This is a genomic window from Actinomycetospora chiangmaiensis DSM 45062 (genome assembly GCF_000379625.1).
GTDB lineage: Bacteria > Actinomycetota > Actinomycetes > Mycobacteriales > Pseudonocardiaceae > Actinomycetospora > Actinomycetospora chiangmaiensis.
Genome location: NZ_KB903218.1, coordinates 321,406 through 346,121, shown reverse-complemented (window position 1 = coordinate 346,121; position 24,716 = coordinate 321,406). Strand labels below are relative to the sequence as shown.

18 protein-coding genes and 1 pseudogene are annotated in these 24,716 nt (G+C 77.2%); 11 read left to right on the top strand and 8 right to left on the bottom strand.

Annotated features, from left to right (window positions below):
• Positions 1-7 precede the first annotated feature (7 nt).
• The 4 genes from A3CO_RS30460 to A3CO_RS39355 all read right to left on the bottom strand — a co-directional run bounded on the left by A3CO_RS30460 (position 8) and on the right by A3CO_RS39355 (position 7,005).
• Entirely contained in the window at positions 8-4,717 is a 4,710-nt protein-coding gene (locus tag A3CO_RS30460) for a cation-translocating P-type ATPase (RefSeq protein WP_018331398.1), read from the bottom strand.
• A 176-nt stretch (positions 4,718-4,893) separates the two neighbouring features.
• On the bottom strand, positions 4,894-6,165 hold the full coding sequence (locus A3CO_RS30455; RefSeq protein WP_169510926.1) for an FAD-dependent monooxygenase: 1,272 nt from the start codon (positions 6,163-6,165) through the stop codon (positions 4,894-4,896).
• Between the two features lie 133 nt (positions 6,166-6,298).
• Positions 6,299-6,499: a hypothetical protein gene (locus A3CO_RS38615; protein ID WP_018331396.1), complete on the bottom strand. Its 201-nt coding sequence runs from the start codon at positions 6,497-6,499 to the stop codon at positions 6,299-6,301.
• Complete coding sequence (locus A3CO_RS39355) at positions 6,496-7,005, bottom strand: MerR family transcriptional regulator (protein WP_018331395.1); 510 nt, start codon at positions 7,003-7,005, stop codon at positions 6,496-6,498. The genes A3CO_RS38615 and A3CO_RS39355 overlap by 4 nt, the downstream gene beginning before the upstream one ends.
• A 256-nt stretch (positions 7,006-7,261) precedes the next feature.
• Here A3CO_RS39355 and A3CO_RS35385 point away from each other — a divergent pair, with 256 nt between their 5' ends.
• Positions 7,262-8,755, top strand: a complete 1,494-nt coding sequence (locus A3CO_RS35385) for a serine/threonine-protein kinase (protein WP_018331394.1) — start codon at positions 7,262-7,264, stop codon at positions 8,753-8,755.
• Here the strand turns inward: A3CO_RS35385 and A3CO_RS0106290 are convergent.
• Entirely contained in the window at positions 8,752-9,039 is a 288-nt protein-coding gene (locus A3CO_RS0106290; RefSeq protein ID WP_026204332.1) for an MSMEG_0570 family nitrogen starvation response protein, read from the bottom strand. The genes A3CO_RS35385 and A3CO_RS0106290 overlap by 4 nt on opposite strands.
• A 52-nt stretch (positions 9,040-9,091) precedes the next feature.
• Entirely contained in the window at positions 9,092-9,751 is a 660-nt protein-coding gene (locus tag A3CO_RS35380; protein ID WP_018331392.1) for a thermonuclease family protein, read from the bottom strand.
• Positions 9,752-9,873: 122 nt separating this feature from the next.
• Between A3CO_RS35380 and A3CO_RS39350 the strand changes: the two are divergent.
• Positions 9,874-11,418: pseudogene (locus A3CO_RS39350) on the top strand (dihydroxyacetone kinase family protein); the annotation flags it as partial.
• Between the two features lie 117 nt (positions 11,419-11,535).
• Here A3CO_RS39350 and A3CO_RS0106270 read toward each other — a convergent pair.
• Positions 11,536-13,170 carry a Na+/H+ antiporter gene (locus A3CO_RS0106270; protein ID WP_018331389.1) on the bottom strand — a complete coding sequence of 545 codons (1,635 nt, stop codon included), beginning with the start codon at positions 13,168-13,170 and terminating at the stop codon, positions 11,536-11,538.
• A gap of 37 nt (positions 13,171-13,207) precedes the next feature.
• Between A3CO_RS0106270 and A3CO_RS0106265 the strand changes: the two genes are divergently transcribed.
• The gene (locus tag A3CO_RS0106265) at positions 13,208-13,750 is read left to right on the top strand and encodes a type II toxin-antitoxin system PemK/MazF family toxin (protein WP_245561440.1); all 543 of its coding nucleotides are present in this window, start codon (positions 13,208-13,210) and stop codon (positions 13,748-13,750) included.
• Positions 13,751-13,777: 27 nt separating this feature from the next.
• Here the strand turns inward: A3CO_RS0106265 and A3CO_RS0106260 are convergent, their stop codons facing one another.
• Positions 13,778-14,767 (bottom strand): undecaprenyl-diphosphate phosphatase, encoded by a 990-nt coding sequence (locus tag A3CO_RS0106260; RefSeq protein ID WP_026204331.1) that lies wholly within the window; start codon positions 14,765-14,767, stop codon positions 13,778-13,780.
• 204 nt (positions 14,768-14,971) lie between these two features.
• Here A3CO_RS0106260 and A3CO_RS35375 point away from each other — a divergent pair, with 204 nt between their 5' ends.
• The 8 genes from A3CO_RS35375 to A3CO_RS0106220 all read left to right on the top strand — a co-directional run bounded on the left by A3CO_RS35375 (position 14,972) and on the right by A3CO_RS0106220 (position 24,713).
• Complete coding sequence (locus tag A3CO_RS35375; protein WP_018331386.1) at positions 14,972-15,592, top strand: C40 family peptidase; 621 nt, start codon at positions 14,972-14,974, stop codon at positions 15,590-15,592.
• 88 nt (positions 15,593-15,680) lie between these two features.
• Entirely contained in the window at positions 15,681-17,024 is a 1,344-nt protein-coding gene (locus tag A3CO_RS0106250; protein ID WP_157647107.1) for a hypothetical protein, read from the top strand.
• Entirely contained in the window at positions 17,021-17,992 is a 972-nt protein-coding gene (locus A3CO_RS30430) for a glutamate ABC transporter substrate-binding protein (protein WP_018331384.1), read from the top strand. The genes A3CO_RS0106250 and A3CO_RS30430 overlap by 4 nt, the downstream gene beginning before the upstream one ends.
• Positions 17,993-17,997: 5 nt before the next feature.
• Positions 17,998-19,239, top strand: a complete 1,242-nt coding sequence (locus A3CO_RS0106240) for a hypothetical protein (protein ID WP_033413866.1) — start codon at positions 17,998-18,000, stop codon at positions 19,237-19,239.
• Positions 19,236-21,482 (top strand): serine/threonine-protein kinase, encoded by a 2,247-nt coding sequence (locus A3CO_RS30425; protein WP_018331382.1) that lies wholly within the window; start codon positions 19,236-19,238, stop codon positions 21,480-21,482. The genes A3CO_RS0106240 and A3CO_RS30425 overlap by 4 nt, the downstream gene beginning before the upstream one ends.
• Positions 21,479-22,678, top strand: coding sequence for a PP2C family protein-serine/threonine phosphatase (locus tag A3CO_RS30420; RefSeq protein ID WP_018331381.1), 1,200 nt, complete (start codon positions 21,479-21,481; stop codon positions 22,676-22,678). Before A3CO_RS30425 ends, A3CO_RS30420 begins: the two co-directional genes overlap by 4 nt.
• A complete protein-coding gene (locus A3CO_RS0106225) occupies positions 22,675-23,982 on the top strand; it encodes a vWA domain-containing protein (RefSeq protein WP_018331380.1) in 1,308 nt (435 codons plus the stop codon). Before A3CO_RS30420 ends, A3CO_RS0106225 begins: the two co-directional genes overlap by 4 nt.
• Entirely contained in the window at positions 23,979-24,713 is a 735-nt protein-coding gene (locus A3CO_RS0106220) for an FHA domain-containing protein (protein ID WP_026204329.1), read from the top strand. Before A3CO_RS0106225 ends, A3CO_RS0106220 begins: the two co-directional genes overlap by 4 nt.
• The last annotated feature ends 3 nt before the right edge of the window (positions 24,714-24,716 follow it).

Here is a 24,716-nt window from a genome sequence, read left to right as displayed (position 1 = left end):
GTGCCACTCACCCGGTCAGTGCAGCGGTGGCCTTCTCCTGCAGCTCGAGGTAGCGGGCGCCCGCCTCGTCGCGGACCTCGGCCAGCCGCTCGAGCAGGGCGGCGATCGCCGACCCCTCGGGCGCGACGACGTCGCCGTAGCGGCGGACCAGTTCCGGCCCGACCATCGAGGCGGCGGTGGCCAGGGCCGCCGAGCCCGCGGCCTGGCCCCAGGCGATCGGACCCAGCGGGGTGCAGCCGAAGAACTGGCTCACCCCCGGCGTCTGGACCACCGCGAACAGCGCGCCCGCGGAGACCACGGAGGCCCCCACCACGAGCGGGCTGCGGTGCCCGCCGGCGGCCACGGTCTGCCCCAGCTGGGTCCCGACGAGGGCCGCGAGCGCCACCGTGCGCGCCCGGGCCGGGCTGCCGTACGGGGTGGCCTGCGCCTGGATCCACGCCAGGGTGGCGCCGCCGGCGGTGGCCGCCGCCCGCAGCCCGATCTCGCGGTTGAGCGCGTCGCCCAGCGAGGCCTCGGGGCCCTCGGCCAGCAACGACCGGGCGTCGCCGGGTGCCGGGGCCCGCACGGCCAGCGCCAACGAGGGCGCGAGGTCGGTGAGCAGGTTGACCAGCAGCAGCTGGCGCGCGGTCAGCGGGGACGTCCCCGTGGTCGAGGCGCCGAGGACGGTGAACGCGATCTCGCCGATGTTGCCGCCGACGAGCACGCCGAGCGCCTCGCGCACCGACGCCCACATGGCCCGGCCCTCGACCAGCGCCGCGAGGATCGTCTCGAGCCGGTCGTCGGTGACGACGAGGTCCGCGGCCGCCCGCGCCGCGGGGGTGCCGCGACGCCCCAGCGCGATGCCCACGTCGGCCAGCCGGATGGCGGGGGCGTCGTTCGCCCCGTCGCCCGTCATCGCGACGGTGCGGCCGAGCCGCTGGAACGCCTGCACCGCGCGGACCTTGTGAGCGGGCGTGCCCCGGGCGACGACGCGCACCGTCGGCAGGACCGCGTCCAGGGCGTCGTCGTCGAGCTCGTCCATCTCCTGGCCGGTGATGACGATGCCGCCGTTCAGGACGTCGAGCTCCGCCGCCACCGCCTCGGCGGTGCTCGGGTGGTCGCCGGTGATCATGACGACCTGGACCCCGGCTTCCCGGAGGTCGCGCACCGTGGCCTGCGACCCGGCGCGCACCGGGTCGGTGAAGCCGACGAAGCCGACGAAGCTGAGGTCGGCGACGTCGTCGTCGGTGACCTCGAGCCCCTCCTCGGGGCGCTCCCCCCACGGCTCCGCCCGCTCGGCCACCGCCAGCACGCGCATGCCCTGGCCGGCGAGCAGGTCGGTGTGCTCGACGAGGCGCTGGCGCGCCTCGTCGTCGAGCGCGGCCCCGGCCCAGTCGACGCACCGGGCGATGACCACCTCGGGAGCGCCCTTGACCGAGAGCACCTGCTCCTTGACGCCCTCCTCGTCGCGCGCCTCGCCGAGGGTGGCGTGGTAGCCGCGGCTCGGGTCGAAGTCGAGCGAGGCGACCGGCCACCAGGCGGTGCGCTTGTGCTCCGGGTCGACGTCGAAGGACTGCGCGCCGAACACGACCGCGCGGTCGGTGAGGTGGGCGAGCCGCTCCCCCGCCTTCGGGCGCGGCGTGGCCCGCAGCGCCGCGGCGAGGACCCGACGCTGCCGCTTGCGCAGCCGGTCGGTGGGCCGCAGCTTCACGCCGTCGGAGATGGCGGAGAGGGCCAGCTTGCCCTCGGTGAGGGTGCCGGTCTTGTCGAAGCACAGGACGTCGACCCGGCCGACCGCCTCGATCGTCTTCGGGTTCCGGACGAGCGCCCCTTCCGCACTGAGCCGGCGGGCGGAGGCCAGCTGGGCGGCGGAGACGATGAACGGCAGGCCCTCGGGCACCGACGCGACCGCGAGGCCGACCCCGGAGTGCAGGTTCTGGTTCATCGGCAGGCCGCGCACCGCGCCCGCCCCGACGACGGCGGCCGCGGAGGCCAGCGCGAGCGGCGTCGTGATCTTCGTGATGCCCGAGAGCCGCTGGTCGACGCCGGCGACCGGGGCATTGGCCCGCGCGGCGGCGGTGGAGCGGCCGACCTCGGTCGACGACCCGGTCGCCACGACCACGGCGCGGCCCCGGCCGGTGGCGACCGTGGTGCCCTCGTAGAGCATCGACCGGCGGTCGGCGACGGAGCGCGCGATCACGGGGGCGGCGGTCTTCGTCACCGGCAGCGACTCACCGGTCAGCGAGGACTCGTCGAGCTCGAGCGCGTCGGCGCGCAGCACGCGGCAGTCGGCGGGCACGACGTCGTCCGGGCCGAGCTCGACCACGTCGCCGACGACGACGTCCTCGGCGGTCACCGTGGTCGGCACCCCGTCGCGCAGCACCCGGGCGCGGGTGGAGGAACGCTCCAGGAGCCCGGCGACGGCGCGGTCGGTGACCACGCGCTGCACCCCGCCGATCAGCGCGGAGGCGGCCGTGACGCCGACGACGATGGCCGCGTCGGCGATCGCGCCGATCGCGGCGGAGAGCACCGCACCGCCGGCGAGCACCGGGGTCAGCGGGTTGTTCAGCTCGTCGATGAAGGCGCGCCCGAGGGAGGTCGTCTCCTCGGCGGCGGCCGGGTCCTCCCGGGTGCGCCGCACCGCCTCGGCGGCGGAGAGTCCCCGCTCGGAGGCATCCAGGCGCGTCAGGACGGTCTCGGCCGGCATGACGTGCCACGGCGTGCGGGAGACGCCGGGGACGAGGGTCTTGCGGCCGAGCTCGGAGGCCGACCAGGCGCCGGCGCCGAGCGCGACGCCGGCCGCGCCGTTCACCGCGAGCCCGGCGAGCGATGCGCCCCGAGGCGCGGTCCCGGCGGTGGCCATGGCGGCGCCGAGCACGGTGCCCGCCCGGGCCAGGGCGACGGAGCGGCCCGAGGTCGCCTTCGCGACCTTGACGCCCTCGATGAGCAGGGCCGCGGTGGTGAGGTCGTCGCCGACCAGCACGTGCGCGCCCCAGGCGGGGATGCCGTCGGCACGGGTGATTCCGATGCCGAGGTCGGCGGCCGCGAGCGCCCGGCGGTCGCGGGAGACCACGAGCACCCCCGCGCCCTCCGTCTGCAGCATGCGCACCGCGCCGGCCAGCCCCTCGCCGCCGGGGACCTGCCGGTCCACGGTCCGGCGCGTGGCGGGCACGGTGCCGTCGGCGCCGGGGAGGGCGATCCCCCCGCCGTCGTCGCCGTCGTCGCCGTCGGCTCCGGCGTCGTCCGCGCGGGCGGCGGTCGGCGTCCCCAGCGTCTCGTCCGTCCCGACGACGAGCGTGAGGCCGGCCCGGCGGGCGGCGGCCCCCAGGGCCTCCGCGGCGGCCGCGGGCTCCGGCAACGCACCGACGACGGCGACGAGGGCCTCGTCGTGCGAGAGCCCGAGCACGACGGTCGCGCCGTCGGTGCGCAGCGCGTCGACCGCCTCGGCGACGACGGGCTCGTCCTCCCGGCCGGCCGGGAGCGGGGCCAGCGACCAGCCGGCGTGGTGGGTGACCGCGCGCGTGGCGTCGGACGGGTCGAAGAGCTCGTGGACCAGCGGCGTGAGGGACTCGACCGACACCGGGGTGCCGTCGGGGGCGGTGAGGCCCTCCCCGTCGACGAGCGCGAGGTCGCCGAGCATCAACGCGCCGGTGGTGAGGGCGGCGGCGTCGAGGACGACGGTGTCGATCCGGTCCATGCGCCGGAGCACGGTGGGCTCGACGACGACCGCGCCACGGCGCGAGAGCACGCGCCCGAACGTCGTCGCGAACCCCTCGCGGCCCATCCGGCCGGCCTTGGGCAGCGTGGACAGGGCGACGCCGACGGCGCGGCGCGGACCGCCGAGGGCGAGCGTGGTGCCGAACCCGCCGAGGGCGGCGAGGCCGACCTGGTCGCCGTGGCGCTCCACCGGGCCGAGGGGGAACGGCACCGGGCGGGCGTCGAGGGACAGCGAGTCGTCGGCGCTCGCGCTCACCTGCTCGGGGTCGGCGAGCATGCGGGGCTCGGCCTGGGCGAAGGCGTCGTGCGCGGCCCGGGCCTCCGCGATCTGCAGGGCGCGGTAGGCCGCGTCGACGAGCAGGCCGGCCGACCCCTGGCCGAGGCCCTGCCCGGCGGCGTTGGTGAGGGCCAGCAGGATGTCGGCCCGCTGGCGCCCGAGGGCGCGCTCGACGGCGGCCCGCAGGCGGGGCTGGTGGTCGACGAACGAGGCCGCCGACGCCAGCTCGACGGGGAGGGGGGTGCGGCGCAGGATCGACCCGAGCCCGGCGGCGCCGAGCCCGGCGAGATCCGCGGCGAAGGTGGTGAGCGCCTGCGAGACCGCGGTCGGCGAGTGGCCGCCGACGGGGTGGAGGTCGCCGTCGGCGACCCGCTCCTGCTCCTCGAGCACCTCGACCAGGTCGACGAGGTCGTCCACGGTCTCGTCGAGGTCGTCCGGGGCGGACCCGTCCTCGGCGAGCGCCACGACCACCACGCCCAGCGCGGCGTTCACGCTCGCCCAGTCGACCGCCGGGTGCGCGGTCAGGGCCTTCTCCACCGCCCGCAGCAGCTCCGAGCCCGCCTCGCGGGACGTCGCCGGGACACCGATGTGGACGCGTCCGTCACCGCGCCACACCCGCCGTCCCCGGTACCGCGAGGGGTCCAGGGCGTCGACCGCGGCCCGGGCGACGCCGAGCGGATCGGCGAGACGCGCCAGCAGCGAGCGGGAGCGTCGGGGGCCGTCGGTGGCGGTCTCGGGATGCATGGGGGGTGGGACTCGTCCTTTCGACACGACGTGCGGGGTGTGACGGGAGGCCACGTCGGCGGAGCGCCCCGAAGGTGTCTCTTTCCCGGCTTCCACGGCGCCGAAAACGGCGGTGCCCTGCGACGATGGGCCATCCGAGCGTACGCCGGAGGGTGAAGTACCGATCGAGCGACAGTCTACGGAGTCCGGCCGCCCGGCCTCCCGGACGACGCGGTGACCGTCCGGTGAACGTCGGCGTCGCGGATCCGGGCGCCGCTGCCGAACAGCCGCGACACGATCGGCCGGGACGCGACGCGCAGCGCGGTCGCCCGCAGGGCGGTGACCACTCGGTTGCCCGGGAGGAAGAAGTGCCGCGCGCGACGGGCCGCCGTGCGGGCGGTGCGGGTCCCGGGTCGGCGCTCGGCCTCCCACGCCGCGAGCGCGGCGGGCACGTCCGGCCCCGACCGGTCGTCGGGAACGCGCAGGTGACGACCGAGCGCCTCGCCGCCGGCGAGGGCGAGCGCCGAGCCGTGGCCGGAGTAGAGCGTCGGACACCAGGCCGAGTCCCCGAGCAGCACCACCCGGCCGCTGCTCCAGCGCTGCAGGTGGATCTGGCCGACCGTGTCGGCGTGCGTGGCCCCGGCCTCGACGACGAGGTCGAGGATCTCCGGCATGAGCCCGTCGAAGTCGCCGTAGACCGCGCGCAGGGCCTCCTCGGGCCGGACGGTCGGATCCGTCCCGGCCGCCTGCGCGAGGTCGGAGCGGTAGGTGAAGAACACCACCGGGTCGTGGCCCGCCATGCCCATGAGGTGGGCCGTGCGTCCCGGCTCCACGAGCACCACGTAGTCGCCCTCGACGAGCGCCCCCGGCAGCCGGGGCAGCACCGCCGAGATCACCACGTGGTCGAAGTCGTGGCGGAAGGCGGCCTCGGGGCCGAACACCATCGCGCGCACCGCCGACCGGACGCCGTCGGCGCCGACCACGAGATCCCAGCGTCCGGACGTGCCGTCGAGCGTGACCGTGCCGTCGTCGGCGACGGCGTCCGGGGCGGCCCCGAAGCGGACCTCGACCTCGTCGGGCAGCCCCGCCCACAGCGCGGCCTCGAGGTCCCCGCGCACCAGCGCGAGGCTCACCCCGTCCTCGACGATCGCCGCGTCGACCCGGGAGGTGGTGCGCCCGCGGCCGTCGAACCCGGTGATGATCCCGTCGGCGGGCAGCCGGCTGCGCAGCGTCTCGTCGACGCCGAGGCGTTCGGCCGCCGCCACGCCCTCGGGCGCGAGCCGGACGAAGTACCCACCGGTCCGCCGGGCGGGGGCGCGCTCGCAGACGACGACCCGCCAGCCCGCGCGGTGCAACGACGTGGCCGCGGCCAGCCCGGCGATGCCGGCGCCGACGACGAGGGCGCGGGGCCCCGGCCGGACCGGCGGGAACACCGCCGCGGCGCGCGCCGGATCGTCGACGGTCGTCACCACACCGAGAGTAGGCGGGTGCGGCGTAGCACGCCGTCGGAAGCGATGCGGGTCTCGTGGTGCCCCCGGGGACGCGGAAGGCCCCCGGCCCGCGGTCGGTGACGGCGGGGCGAGGGCCCGGGTCGGCGCGGGCTCAGATGCCCGCGGGCTCCCAGCGGACGAAGGCGCGGCAGTCGCACTGCGCGCAGTCCTGGGCGGCGTGGTAGTGCTCGTGGGACTCGCGCGGGTGCTTGCAGGTGCACAGGTCCACGAGCGGGATGCGGGCCAGCGAGGGCGGCATCGGGCGGCGGAGGACAACCGGGCGGTGGGTGCGGGTGGGCTCGATGAGCTTCATGGCGAGGTGATGTCCGTCGTGGTCGCAGGGGTGGTCGACGAGCGCGCGCCGGCCGGGGACGTCCCGGCGACGCGTGGGAGTCCGGGCACGCGGTTCACGTGCACGGACGACCCGGACCGAGCGGTGCTCTCGGTCAGGGCCTTCGTGCTGGCCTTGACTGCCTCGGCCGACTCCCGGCGCACGCGGGCCAATTCCCGGCGCGTGCGGTCGAGCTCGGCCAGGGCGACGTCGCGCTCACGCTCGACCTCGCCCACCCGGTCCTCCAGGGAGACGACCTTCCAGGCCGCGGTGAGGGTCAGCCCCTCGTCGAAGAGCGCGCGCACCCTGGCGGCGAGGGTCAGTTGCCGGCGTGTCCAACGCCGGTGCCCGCCCGCCGATCGCTGCGGGCGAAGCATCCGACCCGCGTCCAGACTGCGCAGGAATGCCGGTTGCACCCCGAGGACGTCCGCGGCCTGACCGGTGGTCAGGGCGGGTACGTCCTCGTCGTCGAGGCCCTCGGCGCCCACTGCTCGTCGCGTCCTTGCGGTTCGTCCCCGGGAGGCCCGGGACTGCTTTCGGTGCAGGTCGCGCGCGGCTCGACCACGTGCGACCCGTGCGAAAGTTCTACTCGGCACTGCAACTTCTGTCAACGATTCAGACGGCCGTGTCACCCGGGCTCCGGACGGCTCACATCTTCGGGGGAATCGAGACGTGTTCGGCGGCCGATCGGGGTAACCGCACGGGACTATTCGTTGGCCCGCGAGCGGTGGAGGTTGACCCGGCATGACGACGGTGGGCGTCCCGACGTTGCCGACACGCCTGTCCGCCCGTTACGAGACCGGCGCGGTCCTCGGCCGGGGCGTGGGCTCGGTGGTGATCCGCGCGCACGACACGCTGCTCGGGCGCGACGCGGCGGTGAAGATCTTCCGGGTCGAGTGCGACCCGCGGGCGGACCGCGAGCTCAGCCTGCTCGCCCGCTTCGACCACCCCGGGCTGGTCCCCGTCTACGACGTCGAGGAGAGTGCCGGCCGCGCCTTCGTGGTGATGGCCCTGCTCGACGGCGGGTCCCTGGTCTCGCGGCTCGCGGCCGCCGACGACGGGCTGGGGCTCGCCGACGCCCTGCGCACCGCGGCCACCGTCGGGGGCGCGCTCGACCACCTGCACCGGGCGGGCGTCACGCACCGCGGGGTGACGCCCGCGAACGTCCTCTACGACGTCGACGGCCGGGCGCACCTCGCCGACTTCGGGGTCGCGCTGGTCGCCGACGCCCCCCGCATCACCGACACCGGGCTCTCCGTGGGCGCCGCCCCCTACCTCGCCCCCGAGCAGGTCCGGGGCGAGGTCGCGGGCGCCCCCGCGGACGTGTACGCCCTCGGCCTGGTCCTCGTCGAGGCGCTCACCGGACGCCGGGCCTTCCCGGGCGACCCGCTCTCCGCCGCGCAGGCGCGCCTCGACCGTGGGCCGGTGCTGCCCGAGGGCCTGCCCGACGACGTCCGCGCGCTGCTCACGGCGATGACGGCGACCGACCCCGCCGACCGGCCCGACGCCGCGACCGCCTCCGGGACGCTGCGCCGGGCCCTGGTCCGGGCCGAGCCGCCGACCGCCGCCCTGCTCACCGCCCCCGGCGTGCGCGCCGTCGGCCCCGCGGCGACCACGGGCCTCGGCGCGCTCGTCGGCGCGGGCGGCACGTCGGGCCGGGCCCGTTCCGACCGACGCGGAACGCCGCGGGCGACCGGGACGCGCGGGGTCCTCGTGCTCGCGGGCCTCGCCGCCAGTGCCGTCCTCGCCGGTACGGTGGCCATCGCGTCCTCCGGGCCCGTCGCCGAGGTGTCCGCCGACGACCGGCCGGCCGTGGTCGCCGGCGGCGCCACCGTGGGCGCACCCGACGCGGCCCCCGCACTGCCGGCCTTCGTCGTGCCTGCACCGGCGTCGTCCGCCGGGGACCCCGGCTCGGCCGGCTCCGGCACGTCGGACGCGTCCGCGGCCCTGGAGGCCCCCGCGACCTCGGGGAACACCTCGGCGCAGCCGGTGCGGCGCGTGACGAGCCCCGCTCCCCAGACCGCCACGGCCCCCACCACGACCCACACCGCGCCCACGCGCACCGGCGGACCGACCCGGCAGCCGGCCGCACCCGCCCCGACCGACCCGGACGGGTCGGCGGCACCGACCGGGACGACCGGCGCGGGCGACACGCCCTCCCGCCGTCCGGGCGCGGTCGGCGAGGTGCTGCAGGGCGTGGGCGGACTGGTCGGCGGCGTCCTCGGCGGCGGCCGCTAACGCTCGACGGCCTCCACGACCACCTCGCCGCCCGCACCGTCCGCGAAGCCCGCGAGCCGCGCCTCGATCCCGGCCAGGGAGGCGGCGGCCCGGCTGCACGGGAAGCCGTACTTCGCACGGACCCGCTCGCTCGCCTCGGTCAGCGCCACGCGACTGCGCCGGCCGAACTCGTCGAGCGGGTAGGACGCGCCCTCCTCCAGGTACTCGGCGAGCACCAGCGACGGCGAGTAGACGCGGTCGGTGCGACCGTCGGGCCAGCGGAGGCGGACGTGCATCTCGGGCATGCCGACCATCCTCACCGACCCCGATGACGACCGTGTCACCGACGGCGACGCGTCACCGGCCCGCCGGGAACGGCTCGCCCGGCTTCGCCCGGCACGGCGCGCCCCACAGGCCGCGGTCGCCGTCGACGGCCTCGCCCTGCTCCCGGGCGAACACGGGCGCGTACCAGAGCTTGCGCGAGGTGTCGGCGGCCACGACGCCCGCGAGCAGGGCCGCGTCGGTGTAGCTGAGCTGGGAGGGCAGGACGACGTAGGCGAGCCGGCGCCCGGCGTCGTCGACCTCGGGGATCGTCGGGTCCGGGACGAGCGTGACCGTCTGCCCGGAGAGCGTCCGGTCCGCGAAGCGCAGCGCATCGTCGGCCCCGCACTCCCCCGTCGCCCGCTGCGGACCGGCGGACCGGGGCGCGTCGATCCCCAGCACGGCGACGACCATCTCCGTCCCGTCCACCCGGACCACGACCTCGTCGCCGGAGTCGACCCGCACCACCTGACCGAGCAGGGTCGGGTGCGAGGCGGTCGGGCCCGCGACCGGGGAGGTCACCACCGTCGTCGTCGGGACCGTCGCCGTCACCTCCGCCCCGCGCGGCGCGACGAGCAGGCCGACCCCCACCCCGACGGCGAGCAGCACGATCCCCGCGAGGACGAGCCACGCCCGGGACGGGCCGCGGCGCGCTGCGCGGTGGGCACCCGTCGAGGGCCCGTGCTGGATCCCCATCGGCCTCCTGTCGTCGAGGACGTACTCATTGCCGCTCTCCGCGCGCGTCACACCCCGCGGTTCGGAGGCAACGGGGTGAGGACGGTGGCTGAACGGGTGATCTCCGCGGGTACCCGGGCCGCGTGAAGAAGCTGATCAACGACGCCGGGGACGTGGTGCGCGAGGCGCTCGAGGGCGTGGTGCGCTCCACGCCGGGCGCGGCGCTCGTCGAGGGCACCACCGTCCTCGTCCGGACGGACCTGCCGACCGACCGGGTCGCGGTCCTCTCCGGCGGCGGCTCTGGGCACGAGCCCGCCCACGCCGGGTACGTCGGGCCGGGGCACCTCGCCGGCGCGGTCTGCGGCGAGGTGTTCGCCTCGCCCTCGGCCGACGCCGTGCTCTCCGGCATCCGCGCCTTCCGCGACCACCCGGGGGTCCTGCTCGTCGTCATGAACTACACCGGCGACCGGCTGAACTTCGGACTGGCCGCCCAGCTCGCCCGCGCCGAGGGCATCGCGTGCGAGATGGTCACGGTCGCCGACGACGTGGCCCTCGAGGCCGACGACGACGTCACCGCCGGCCGGCGCGGCCTCGCCGGCACCGTGCTCGTCACGAAGGTGGCCGGAGCGGCCGCCGACGCCGGCGGGTCGCTCGAGGAGGTCACCCGGGCGGCGCGGGAGGCCGCCGACGCGGTGGGGACGATGGGCGTCGCCCTCTCGGCCGCCACGGTCCCGACGGCGGGTGAGCCCGGCTTCTCGCTCGACGCCGACGAGGTGGAGATCGGCCTGGGCATCCACGGCGAGCAGGGGGTGCGGCGCGAGTCGCTGCGGCCCGCGGACGAGCTGGTCGACGAGGTGCTGGAGACCGTCTGCACCGACCGCGGGTTCGGCTCCGGCGACCGCGTGGCCGTGCTCGTCAACGGCACCGGGGCCACCCCGCCCATGGAACTGTCGATCCTGCTCCGCCGGGCGCTCGGGACCCTGGCGGACCGCGGGGTCACGGTCGAGCGGGCGTGGGCCGGCACCTTCCTGTCCTCGATCGACATGGCCGGCTTCTCGATCGCGGTCCTCGGGCTCGACGACGCGCGGCTGGAGTTCCTCGACGCGTCGGCGCGGGCGGCGGCGTGGCCGTCCGGGTCGGGCGTCGTGGCCGACGGGGTCCCGACCGTGCCTGACGCCGCCGAGGAGACGGTCGCGGGCGAACCGTCGGGCGTGGCGGCCCCGGACGGGCTGCGCAAGGCCGTCGAGGCGGTGTGCGCGGCCGTCCGCGAGGCCGAGCCGCACCTCACCGAGCTCGACACCGCGACCGGCGACGGCGACCTCGGCACGTCGCTGTCCCGCGGGGCGGCCGCGATCACCGACGAGCTCGACTCCTACCGCTGGGACGACCCCGTCGCGGTGCTGCAGGGTCTCGCCGCGACCCTGCGCCGGGCCATCGGCGGCACCTCGGGCCCGCTGTACGCCACCGGCCTGCTCCACGCGGCGGAGCACCTGGCTGACGCCGGATCGTGGGCGACGGCGTTGCAGGCGGGCGCCGACGGGGTCTCGGACCTGGGCGGGGCGAAGGCCGGGGACCGCACGATGCTCGACGCGCTCCTGCCCGCCGCATCCGCCCTCGCGTCCTCGGGGTCGCTGTCCGACGCGGTCGACGCCGCGCGGGAGGGCGCCGCGTCGACGGAGACGATGTCGCCGCGCCGGGGTCGCTCGTCCTACCTGGGCACCGGGTGCAGGGCCACCGCGACGCCGGGGCAGAGGCGGTCACGGTGTGGCTCGCGGCGCTCGACGGCTGAGCGCCGGGCCCGGGCCTCACCCGGCGCCGCCCAGGCTGCGGACGTCCAGCCGACGGAGCACCCGGTCGGCGACCTCGGGGTCGACGCCGGGTTCGGCGCGGGCGGCCACGACCTCGCGCCGGGCCGCGGCGAGCGCGACCGACTGCAACCGCTGCCACTGCTCGCGGCGCCGCTGGAGGCGGGCGAGGCGCTCGGCGTAGTCCCCGTCGACGTCGTCGTCCTCGTCGCCCGGCCGGGGCACGTCGTCGCCCGCCAGGGTGCGGCCGATGCGGGTGAACCGGGCGCGGACGGCGTCGAGGACCTGCTCCCCCTGTTCGTCGTCGACGCCGAGGGCCTCCCGGTCGACGGCGGCGAGCTCGTCCAGGGCCGCCCGCCGGGCGCGGGTGGCGAGCCGGCGCTCCGCCTCGGCCGCGACGCCGTCGTCCTCCCGCAGGCCCAGTCGACGCACCAGCCACGGCAGCGTCAGCCCCGGCCCGACGAGGGTCACCACCAGCACCGAGCAGGCGATGATGACGAGCTCGGCGCGGTCGGGGAACGGCGAGCCGTCGTCGAGGGTCAGCGGGATCGCGAGCGCCAGCGCGAGGGTGGCCAGGCCGCGCATCCCGGCCCATGTGAGCACCACGGTCTCGGCGGCCGTGGCGGGCGCCCGCTCCTCGCCGCGGCGGACCGCCCGGCCGGCGTAGGTCAGCCAGGTCATCGTCATCCACACCGCCCGGACCCCGATCACGACGAGGCAGACGATGCCGGCGTGCGCGAGGATGCCCCCGAGCGACCGGTCGGCCTGCTCCACGACGGTGCGCAGCTCCAGCCCGATCAGCGCGAACGCCACGCCCGTCACCAGCATCTCGACGACGTTCCAGAACGACGCCGACGTGAGCCGGGCCTCCGAGGCGTCGGCGTCGGCGTGCTGGCGCAGCTGCAGCGCCGCCACCACCACGGCGATCACCCCGGAGGCGCCGAGCGCGTCGGCGGCCAGGTACACCGCGAACGGGAGGACGAGCGTCAGCCCGTTGCCCGCCACCACGTCGGTGAGCCGCTCGAGCAGCCACCGCGCGAGGCGGGCCGCGACGACGCCCAGCACCACCGCCACGACGGCCCCGTAGACGAACCGGAGGAAGATCGTCACCCCGCCGAGCTCGCCCCCGGCCGAGGCGGCCGTGATCGCAGTGGTGAACACGACCAGCGACGTGGCGTCGTTGAACAGCCCCTCGCTCTGCAGCGTCGCGACGAGGCGGCGCGGGACCCGCAGCGGCCCGGCGACCGCCTCCACGGCGACCGGATCGGGCGGGGCGACCGCGGCCCCGAGCGCGAGCGCCGCGGCCACGGGCACCGCGGTGAGGGCGACGAGCGTGCCCGCCACCACGGCCACCGTGGCCGCCACCAGCCCGACGGCGAGGAACACGATCGCGCGCCACCGCAGCCGGAACAGGGCCCACGACGTCCGCTGCGCCGTGGCGTAGAGCAGGGGCGGCAGGAACAGCGGCAGGATCAGCTCGGGGTTGATGTCGGGCGCCTCGATGCCCGGCACGAACGCCGCCGCCGCGCCGAGGAGCAGCAGCAGGACCGGCCAGGGCAGCCGCAGCCGGTCTCCCGCCCCGGCGAGGAGCACCGCGGCGAGCATGGCGCCGACGACGACGAGGAGGACGGCCACCGTCCGACCCTAGGGGCCGTTCGGCATGCTGTGCGCCATGGCCGGATTCGGGGACTTCGTGGGCAGGGCGCTGCAGGTCGGGCTGGACCTCCTGACCTCCACCGAGAACGACGCGGGGCGCCGGGAGCCCGCGGGTACGCCGGCGCCCCCGTCGGCACCGGCGCCACCGGCGCCGAGCGGGGTCCGGACCGTGCCGTCGACCGAGCGGGCCCGGCAGATCAGCTACGCGCCCGACCTCGACGGCGCCGCCGACCCGGGCGAGATCGTGTGGACCTGGGTGCCGTTCGAGGAGGACGCGTCGCAGGGCAAGGACCGCCCCGTGCTCGTGGTCGCCCGCGCCTCGGAGGCCGACGAGGTGCTCGGGCTGATGCTCTCCTCGCAGGGCCACCGCGCCGGCGACGCCAACTGGCTGCCGATCGGCTCCGGGCCCTGGGACCGGGAGGGCCGCGACTCCTACGTGCGGCTCGACCGTGTGCTCGAGGTGCCCGAGCACGGCATCCGCCGCGAGGGCGCCGTCATGCCGCAGGACCGGTTCGACCGGGTCGCCGCCGAGCTGCGGTCGGCCTACGGCTGGCACTGAGTCCGGCTCCGGGGCCGGCTCCGGGGCTCAGGACAGGCTGAACCACGCCAGGCAGGCGGCACCCGCGACGATGCAGTAGACCCCGAAGGGGCGCATCGAGCGGTGCTCGAAGTACCGCGTGAGGAAGCGGACCGACACGTACGCCCCGACGCCGGAGAGCACCGAGCCCAGGAGCACCTGGCCACGGATGCCGTCGCCCGCCGGGCCGAACAGCTCCGGCAGCTTGAGCACCCCGGCGGCGAGGATGACCGGCGTCGCGAGCAGGAACGCGAAGCGGGCCGCGTCCTCGTGGGAGAGCTTCGAGAGCAGACCGGTGCCGATCGTGGCGCCGGAACGGCTGATGCCGGGGAGCAGCGCGAGGATCTGGGACGCGCCGATCAGCACCGCCGTGAGCAGCGGCAGGCGAGCCAGACGCGCGTCCGCCTGCTCCTCGGCGGTGGTCGGCGCGGCGACCCCGACCGACCCGCCGCGCATCACCTGCGTGGGCGCGTCGAGCCGCACGGTGGGGGCGTCGACCGAGGCCGCCGCGGGTCCGGGTGCCGGTGCCGGTGCCGCCCGGCGTCGGGCGAGCTGCTCGACGGCGATCAGCAGCACCCCGTTGGCCACGAGGAACGCGGCGGTGGGCACGGGCTTCGCGAGCAGCGTGCGGAAGAGCTGGTCGAGCACCAGTCCGGCCAGTCCCACCGGGATGGTCGCGAGGACCAGCATCCAGGCGAGGCGCTGGTCGTCGGTGGCCACCCGCCGGTCCCGGATGCTGGTGACGAGCCCGGTGAGGATCCGGACCCAGTCACGCCAGAAGTAGACGATCATCGCGAGCGCGGTCGCGACGTGGAGACCGACCACGAAGGCGAGGTAGGGCGAGTCCTTCGCGGTCACGTCGAGGTCGCGCGCCCACGAGCCGCCGATGACGGCCGGCAACAGGATGGAATGGCCCAGACTGGACACCGGGAACAATTCGGCGACGCCCTGCAGCGCCCCGATCACGGCGGCTTCCAGCCAGCTCAGATGTGCCGACACGAATGACGGTCCTTCCGGTCGACGTCGTCGCGGGGATCGTATCGGGGAAAGGATCGGCAAAGTCCCGCCCGACGACACGGAAAGGAGTCGGGGCGGACTGGCGGATCACGAAACGGTTGCTACTGTGACCCGGTCGGATCACGGCCCGGTCACGCTCCCCCCGCTCCCCCGACCGGGCCGCCGTCTGGAAGGTGACCCCGCACCATGACCGCTGCTCTCGGCGCCTCGTCCCTCGGCGTCAACCCGCTCACCGCCGTGCTCGGCCTCGCCGCCGGCGCGGTCGGCGCCGCTGCCCTCGGCGGCGTCGCGTCGCACGCGCCCTCGATCTCCGCGCCGTCGATCACCACCGTCGCCGCAGACCTGCACCTGACCGCCGGGAGCACTCCCGCGGCCTCGACCGCGCACACCGCCGTCGCCCCCGTGACCGCGGAGCCGACGTCGGCCGCCGCCACCGTGCCGGAGCTGACCAAGGCCGCGGGGATGGCCCAGGAGGTCCGCAAGGTCGACGCGGCGATCGCGAACTTCGAGTCGAAGATCGGGTCGACGAACTACGAGAACTGGTGCGAGCGGGCGGTGGAGAACGCGTTCGGCGTCCAGGGGCACTACGCCAGCGCGATCCAGGACTGGGAGTCCCAGCAGCAGCACAGCGACTGGCGGCACGCCCCGCGCGGCGCGATGGTCTTCTACGACACCTCCTCCGACGGCCACGTCGCACTGTCGCTCGGCGACGGCCGCGTCGTCTCCTCCAGCGCCCACCACCAGGTCGGCATCGTGCCCGTCGACTACTTCCAGCACCCGCTGGGCTGGGCCTACGCGCCGTACTGAGCCGGCGTCGGCCCGCCGCTCGACCCCGCCACGTCGTCGGTCCCCTCGGCTAGGGTGATCGACACCACGACGGGAGGGGGTGGACACGGTGAGCGTGACGGCGGAGCGGCTTCCCGACGCCGGGTCGTCCCCCACCTGGCGGACCCGGGTGGCCGACGCGGCGGAGCTCGGCCGCACCACGCGCGTGGGCCAGCTCGCCCGTGCCGCGCTGGTCACCCTGCTGCTGGTCCTGCTCGCGGGCGTGCTCGCCCTCGTCGCCGCGCTGCGCACCCAGGCGGCCGCCGACGACGTCGTCCAGCGCAGCGGTCCCCTCACCGCGTCGGCCCAGGAGCTCTACCGGGCGCTGTCGGACGCGGACACCAGCGCGGGGCAGGGCTTCCTGCTCGGCGCGGACGAGCCCCCGGGCCTGCGGCTGCGCTACCAGACCGACCTCGCGGCCGCGGGCCGTGCGCTGGCGGTCCTCGGCTCGGCGTCGACCGGCACGGGCGCCGACGACGCCGCGGTCACCACGCTCACGCAGGGGCTCCCGGCCTACACCGGGCTCGTCGAGACCGCCCGCGCCCTCGACCGGCAGGGCCTGACGTACGGGTCGGCCTATCTGCGCGAGGCGTCGTCGTTCCTGCGCACGGACCTGCTGCCGGCCGCCCAGCAGATCGGCGACCTCCAGGCCGCGGCGCTGGCCGACGCCCAGGACGGCGCGGCCGGCGGGGTGTGGGCGGTGCTCGCCCTCGTCGTCCTCCTCGCCGCCCTCGTCGGGACGTGGCGGCTGCACCGGCGCATCGCGCACACCACGAAGCGGCGGCTCACCCCGGGCGTGGCCCTCGCGGGCGTGGCGCTCGCCCTCCTCGGCGCGTGGGGGGTGATCGCCCTCGGGGTGTGCGCCCTGGCCACCACCACGGGCCTGGACGACGGGACGGCCCCCGACCGGGAACTGGTCGCCGCCCGTGTCGCGGTCCTGCAGTCGCGCGGCGACGAGATCCTCACCCTGGTCGCGCGGTCCACCGGCGGCTCCTACGAGCAGGACTACGTGCGCCGCAGCATCACCCTCTACGGCTGGCAGGGCACGCTCGACCGGGCACGGGCCGCCGCCGGCGGGGGTGCGGTGGCCGACGAGGCCGCCGCCGCACAGACCGCCGGGCGGCGCAACATCGTCGTGCACGAACTGGTGCGCACCCTCGACGCGGCCGGGCAGTACGACCAGGCGGTCGGCCTCGCGCTCGCCACCGGGGCCGACGGCGGGCAGGGCTCGGTGCAGCAGGTGCTCGACCCGCTCGACCGCGCCGTCGCCTCCACGGCGGCGACGAGCGCGGACGCCGCGGCGACCGCGCGGGCCGCGACGGTCCTGCTCCCCCTCGGTGTGGTGGTGCTGACGCTCGTGGCGGCCGGCGGGCTGGCCGCGGGCGTGTGGCCGCGGCTGCAGGAGTACCGGTGAGGGCCGCCCGGTGGGCGGCGCCGCTCGCGGTGCTCCTCGCGCTGCTCGCGGGCTGCTCGGCGACCACGCCCGCGGCCCCCGTGGCGCCGGTGCGCCCGGTCCCGGCGGGCACCACGATCGTGGCCGGGCCGGCCACGGCCGCGCGGGACACCAGCTGCGGCGACCCGCGCGTCAGCCTCACCCCCACCCCGCCGCCGGCGCCCGGGGCGATGCCGCCGGGGTCGACGATGGCGGCCGTCGTCGCCCGGGGGGCGCTCATCGTCGGGATCGACCAGGCCACCGTCCCGCTGAGCTACCGCGACCCGCGCAGCGGTGAGCTGACCGGCCTCGACGTGGCCGTGGCCCGCGAGATGGCCCGCGCGATCCTCGGCGACCCGAACCGCGTGCGCTTCCGCATCGAGAGCTCCGCGCAGCGCATCCCGAACCTGCTCTCCGGCTCGGTCGACATGGTGGTGCAGGCCATGACCATCACGTGCGAGCGCAAGCGGCAGATCGGCATGTCCGCGGTGTACTACGAGGCGGCGCAGCGCCTCGTCGTGCCCCGGACCTCACCGGTCACCGGGATCGCCGACCTCGGGGGCCGCCCGGTGTGCGCGCCGCTCGGCACCACCTCGATCGCCACCCTGCAGAACAGCCGCGGCGCCGACGGCCGGCCGCCCGTGGTGGTCGGCGTGCCCGAGAACAGCGACTGCCTCGTGCTGCTCCAGCAGGGCCAGGTCGACGCCGCGAGCACCGACGACGCGATCCTCACCGGCTTCGCGCTGGAGGACCGCCGGCTCGAGGTCCGCGGTGCCGCGCTCGACGCCGAGCCCTACGGCATCGGGGTCGCCCCGGGGCGGACCGACCTGCTGCGCTTCGTCAACGGCGTGCTCGACCGGATGCGCGCCGACGGCACGCTCGCCGGCATCGCCACGTCCACCGTCGGGAGCGCGGCCGCCGTCCCGCCCGCCGTGACCTACGCCGGGTGACCGCGATGAGCCCCGGGACCACCGCGCCGGACCGCGACCGGCTCGACGCCGACCTCGCCGCCGCCGAGGACGCCGTCGTGCGGGCGTCGGCGTCCCTGGTCGACCTCGAGGCCCACCCCGGACACGGCCTGCTCGCGCCCGGCGGCTTCACCGGGGTGTCCGCCCGCCGTCGCGAGGAGACGCTCGCGACCGTCGCGGAGCTGCACCGGGACCTCGCGCTGTACCGCCGCGCCGTCGCCGCCGCCCGCGCGGCGCGCGGCACCCGCTCGCGGCCCGGCGCCGAGGAGCTGGCGGCCGCCGACGAGGCGCTGCACGGGCACACCGTCGTCGTCGCCGAGGAGGCGGTGCCGCTGCAGCGCCGGGGGCTGCTCGGACCGACGTCGCACGTCACCCGCACCAGCGCCGACGCCCTGCTCGCCCGCATGACGGCGGGCTTCGACGCGGCCACCGAGGTCGTCGCCGCGGTGGCCGCGGTATGGGACGCCGTCGCCGTCCAGCTCGGCCCCCTCGAACGCGCCCTCGACGGGCTGCGCGGGCAGCTCCGGGCCGAACCGGACGAGCTCGCCGCCGGGCCCGCCGCCGCGCTCGAGGGCTGCGCCGCGCGCGCCGACGCACTGCGGGCCGCGGTGCTCGCCGACCCGCTGGCGCACACCGGCACCCCCACGCCCGTCGACGCGGCGGGTCTCGCGGCGACCGCGGCGGACGTCGACCTGATCCGCTCCGCGCTCGCCGAGGCCCGGGCGCTGCGGGAGGGCCTGGCCGACCGCGTCGCGGAGCTGACCGCCGCCGTCGATGCCCTGGCGGGCCTCGAGACGGAGGCCGCCGCGGTCGCCGCCGACGTCGCGGCCCGGATCGCCCCGACGCCCGGGCTGCCGGTTCCCGTGCGCCGGGCGCCGGCGCTCCGGGCGGCGCTCCGGTCGGCCCACGACCAGGCGCGGGCGGGACGCTGGACGGCGGCCGCGGCCGGGTTCACCGCCGTGGCCACCGACGTCGACGCCGCGCGTGCGACCGCGACCGCCGACCGGGACGTGCTCGCCGGCCTGCTCGACCGCCGAGCCGAGCTGCGCGGCCGGCTCGGGGCGCTGCGGGCCAAGGCCGCCGCGCGCGGCCGCAGCGAGGACCTCGACCTCGACGCGCTGCACTCCCGCGCCCGGGACCTGCTCTGGACCGCACCCTGCGACCTGCCGGCGTCGACCGTCGCCGTCCGTGCCTACCAGCGGGCCCTCGAGGACGGGGCGGGGTCGTGACGAGCGCCCCGCCCACGCCCTGCGCCCGTCCCGGTTGCGACGGCGCGCTCGAGGACGACGGGTTCTGCGACACCTGCGGCCGCGCGGCGGCACCCGCTGCACCGGCGGCACCCGTCGTCGAGGAGGGGCCCGCGACGGCGGCGTCCGTGGCGTCCGGGCTGTCCCACGGCTCCGGCCCGCCCACCGGCTCGGGCCCGTCCACCGGCTCGGGGCCGACCCCCTCGGGGCGCAGCGGATCCGGGGCGGGCGGGTCCGGACGGACCCGGTCGGGGTCGAGCCGGCGGCGCATCGGGGCGGGGCTGGTCCCCATCGACCCGGAACCGGCCGCGGACCCGGCCGACGCCGTGATGGCCGACCCCGTGGTGCCCGAGCGGAGCCGCTACTGCGGCGCGTGCGACGCGCCGGTCGGGCGGGGGCGCGACGACCGGCCGGGGCGCACCGAGGGGTTCTGCCCGCAGTGCGGCACCCGCTTCTCCTTCACCCCGTCGCTCGCCGCGGGCGACCTGGTCGCCGACCAGTACGAGGTGCTCGGCTGCCTGGCCCACGGCGGTCTCGGCTGGATCTACCTGGCCCGGGACCGCCGGGTGCGCGACCGGTGGGTGGTCCTCAAGGGCCTGCTGAACACCGGCGACGCCGCCGCGCTGGCCGCCGCCGACGCCGAGCAGGGTTTCCTCGCCCAGCTCGTCCACCCGCACATCGTGCGCATCTACAACGTCGTGACCGACGGGGACGCGACCTACATCGTCATGGAGTACATCGGCGGGCGGTCGCTCAAGGCGATGCGGGACCCCCGGGAGCCGATGGACCCCGAGCACGCCCTGGCCTACGTGCTGGAGGTGCTGCCCGCGCTCGCCCACATGCACGAGCGGGGCCTGCTCTACTGCGACTTCAAGCCGGACAACGTGGTGCAGACCGGCACCGACGTCACGCTGATCGACCTCGGCGCCGTCCGCCGGATCGACGACCCCGGCGGCGACGTGTGGGGCACCGTCGGCTACCAGGCGCCGGAGATCGCCCCGGACGGCGCCGGGCCGTCGGTCGCCTCCGACGTGTACACGGTGGGGCGCACGCTCGCGGTGCTCGTGGCGAACTTCGACTTCCACGGCGCGATGCGCGACGTGCTGCCGCTGCCCGAGGACGCCCCGGCCCTCGAGCACGAGCCGCTGCGTCGGCTGCTCGACCGCGCCACCGCCCCCGACCCGGCCGACCGGTTCGTGAGCGTCGACGAGCTCGCCGAGCAGATGCTCGGCGTGCTGCGCCAGCTCACCGCGGCCCACACCACCCCACCGCCCCGGCTCTCGACGGTGCTCGCGGCGCCGCCCGCCGCCGTCGGGGTCGACGGACCCGCCACGCCGGCCGAGCTCGCGACCGCGCTGCCCCCGCCCCTGCCCGACCCGGACGACCCGTCGACCCCGGAACTCGTGGCGGCCGCGGCCCAGGGCCCGCGCGCGGTCCTCGTGGCCGTCTCGGCCGAGGGGGCGCTCGACACCGACCAGGCCCGGCAGTCGGCGGTGACGGCCCACCTCGACGCCGGTGAGGTCGAGGCCGCGGGCCGGGCGCTCGAGGCCCACGCGGTGCCCGGCGAGTGGGCCTGGACCTGGCTGCGGGCCCGGCACGCGGCCGCGGCCGGACGGGCCGGGCTCGCCGCGCAGCTCGCCGACGAGGTGGCCGACGCGCTGCCCGGCGAACTGGCCCCGCCGTTCGCCCTGGCCGTCCTGGGCGAGCACGAGTCCATCGCGGTCGGTGGCACACCCGACGCGGACACGGCCGAGCGGTTCGCGCGCGTCTGGCGCACCGACCGCACCTGGACCGGCGCGGCGTTCGCCCTGGCCCGGCTCCGGGTTGGTGCGGACGACCGCGCGGGAGCGGTGGCCGTCCTCGACGAGGTGCCGCCGACGTCGGTCCACGCCGCCGACGCGCGGGTCGCCGCCGTCCGGGTGCTCCTCGGCGCGCCGCGTCTGACACGCTCGACGGTCATGGAGGCGGGAGCACGCACCGAGGCGGTCGACCTGGACCCGCTGCGCGCCGCGGGACTGCAGACCGAGGTCCTGCAGGCGTGCCGGGCGCTGCCGGCCGACGAGCGGACCGGCACGGTGCTCGGCTGCGCCCTCGACGACGACGACGCGCTCGGCTTCGCCCTCGAGGAGCGCTACCGGCTGCGGGCCCGCTTCGCCCGCACGGCCGCCGAACGGTTCGCCCTGGTCGACGCCGCCAACGACGCCCGGCCCTGGACCGCACGGTGAGCGCGGCCGTCGGCGCGGTCTGTCTCGGGTGCGGGGAGCTCGGCGAGCCCGGGGACCGGTTCTGCGAGGGGTGCGGCACGGCGCTGCCGGAGACGGCCGGTCCGCCGGCGGAGCAGCGCCCGGGCACGCGCGCCCGCCCCGTGACGGCCCGGGTGACGCTCGGCTCCGGCCCGCCGGTCGCCCCCGACGGGCCGGGGGCCGAGAATCCGGGGGGACCGGGCACCGGACGGTCCGCCACGACCGACAACGAGACGCCGTGCGCGGCGTGCGGGGAGGGCACCATCGCCAATCCGGACGAGCACGCCGATAGGGGCTTCTGTGACGAGTGCGGGCGTCCCGGCACCGCCGGGGAGGGCACCGTCCCCGAGGACGCGCGGGACCACGCCGAGCACGCCGTCGCCGGCGCCGCCGCGATCACCGACCTCGGCCGCGTCCGGGCGGCCAACGAGGACGCCTACGGTCTCGCCCGGCTGCCGCTCGCCGGCGACGCGGGCGACCTCGTCGTCGGGGTCGTCTGCGACGGGGTGGCCTCGGTCCCCGGCAGCGAGCGGGCCTCGCTCGCCGCGTGTGCCGCGGTCCTCGACGCCGCCCGGGACGCGCTCGCCCACCCCGACGTCGACGACCCCGACCTCGCGCCCACCGGTGGGGTCGACCTCACCGAGCTGGCCCACGTGTGTGCGGACGCCGCGACCGAGGCGGTGACGGCGCTGGCCGAGGGCCGGGACGCACCCGCGTGCACGTACGTGTCGGCCCTCGTGGTCGACGAGATCCTCGTGATCGGCTGGGTCGGGGACAGCCGCGCCTACTGGCTGGTGCCCGACGCCCCGGAGGAGTCGGTGGTGCTGACCACCGACGACTCCTGGGCGGCCGAGGCCGTCGCCATCGGCCTGCTCGACGCGGACGCGGCCTACGCCGACCCGCGGGCCCACGCGATCACCCGCTGGGTCGCCGCGGACGGGCCGCCCGGCCCCGCCCACGTCGTCGCGCACGCCGCCGACCGGTCGGGGGTCGTGCTCATCTGCAGCGACGGGCTCTGGAACCACGTCCCCGCGCCAGCCGACCTCGCCCGGCTGCTCGCCGACGACCCGGCCGAGACCGCCCGGACGATGCTCGACGCCGCGCTCGACGACGGCGGCACCGACAACACGACACTCGTGGTCGTCGACGTGATCGCCCCGGAGCGGGACGCGTCGTGACCGGCCCACGCTTCACCGTCGAGGCGTTCCACGAGGCGCACCTGCCCGAGGGCGGCCGCGAGGTCGACGCGATCGTCGCCGTGACCGCGGCGGACACGGCCGGGGCGGCCGCGACGACCGGGTCGGCGGTCGTCGTGATGATCGACTGCTCGGGCTCGATGGGCGACCCGGCGACGAAGATCGCCTCGGCCCGGCGGGCCACCCTCGCCGCCCTCGACGCGCTGCCCGACGGCGTCCTCGTCGCGGTGGTGGCGGGCCGGCACCGCGCGCAGCCCGTCTTCCCCACGGCGGAGCGCCTCGTGGTGCTGGACCGCACCACCCGGGCGCAGGCCCGCGCCGCCGTCGCGGACCTGACTCCGTCGGGTGGCACCGCCATCGGCACGTGGCTGACGCTCGCGCAGCGGCTGCTCGCCCCGCACCCGCGGCGGCTGCGGCACGCGATCCTGCTGACCGACGGCCGGGACGAGCACGAGACGCCCGAGGACCTCGCCGCCGCCGTGGCCGCCTGCGAGGGCGTCTTCACGTGCGACGCGCGGGGGGTCGGCACCGACTGGGTGGTCGAGGAGGTGCGCGGGATCGCGAGCGCGCTGCTCGGCACCGCCGACATCGTCGCCGCCCCCGAAGATCTCGCCGCGGACTTCGAGGGGATCGTCGCTGGGGCGATGGGCCGTGGCGTCGGCGACGTGGCGCTGCGCGTGTGGGCGCCGCGCGGGGCCACGGTGGTCTCGGTCAAGCAGGTCTCCCCCACCGTCGAGGACCTCACCGACCGGCGGACGCCCGACCCGGCCAAGCCCCTCGTCGGGCTCTACCCCCTCGGGTCCTGGGGGGACGAGACCCGCGAGTACCACGTCCGGATCGCGCTGGAGCCGCTCACCGTCGGGGAGGAGATCCTCGCCGCGCGGGTGGGGGTGGCCGCTCCCCCGACGGCTGACACCGCGACGGCGGAGATCCTCGCCGAGACGCGGGTGCCGGTGACCTGGACCGGCGACCCGGCGTTGTCGACCCGGCTGAACCCGCGGGTCGCGCACTACACGGGACAGGCCGAGCTCGCCGACGCCATCCGGGAGGGGCTCGACGCCCGCCGCTCCGGGGACGTCCGCGTCGCCACCGCCCGGCTGGGACGCGCGGTGGCGCTGGCGGCGGCGTCGGGCAACGACGAGACGTCGGCCCTGCTCGCGAAGGTCGTCGAGGTCGAGGACCCGGCGACCGGACGGGTCCGGCTGCGCCGCGAGGTCACCGCCGCCGACGAGATGACCCTCGACGTGCGCTCCACCCGGACCGCCCGCGTGCGGGGGGACGGGTGAGCGCGACCTGCCGGAACGGGCACGTCTCGGAGACCACCGACTTCTGCGACGAGTGCGGGGCGCCGATGGGCAGCGCCCCGGCGTCGTCGGGGGCCGCGGCGGTCCCGGCACCCCAGCAGCCGGTGGCGGGACCGGCCGAGGTGTGCCCGGTGTGCGGCTCACCGCGGACCGGGCGCTTCTGCGAGGAGGACGGGCACGACTTCGTCGTCGGGGGCTCCGCTCCCGCGGCCCCGGCCGCACCGGCCTCCGCCGCACCCGCCGCACCCGCCGCCCCGGCCGCACCCGCGGCCCCTGTCGCGCCGGACCCGGCGTCGGGAACGGGGATCTGGCGCGTCGCCGTCGAGGCCGACCGGCGCTACTACGAGACCGTCGTGGCCCGCGAGGGCCCCGACATCGCCGCGGTGACCTTCCCGACCTACTACCCCCGGACCGAGCTCACGCTGACCGGCGCCGAGGTGCGGATCGGGCGCCGCCGGGTCCACGGCAGCACCCCGCCGCCCCAGATCGACCTGGCCGGGCCCCCGCTCGACCCCGGGGTGTCGCACCTGCACGCGGTCCTGCTGCCCCGCCCCGACGACGACGGGTGGTCGGTGCTCGACCCCGGCTCGACGAACGGGACCACGATCAACTACGGCGAGGACCCGATCGCCCTGGACACCGTGGTGCCGCTCGACGCGGGCGACCGGGTGCACGTGGGGGCGTTCACCACGCTCGTGATCACGCGCGACTGACCC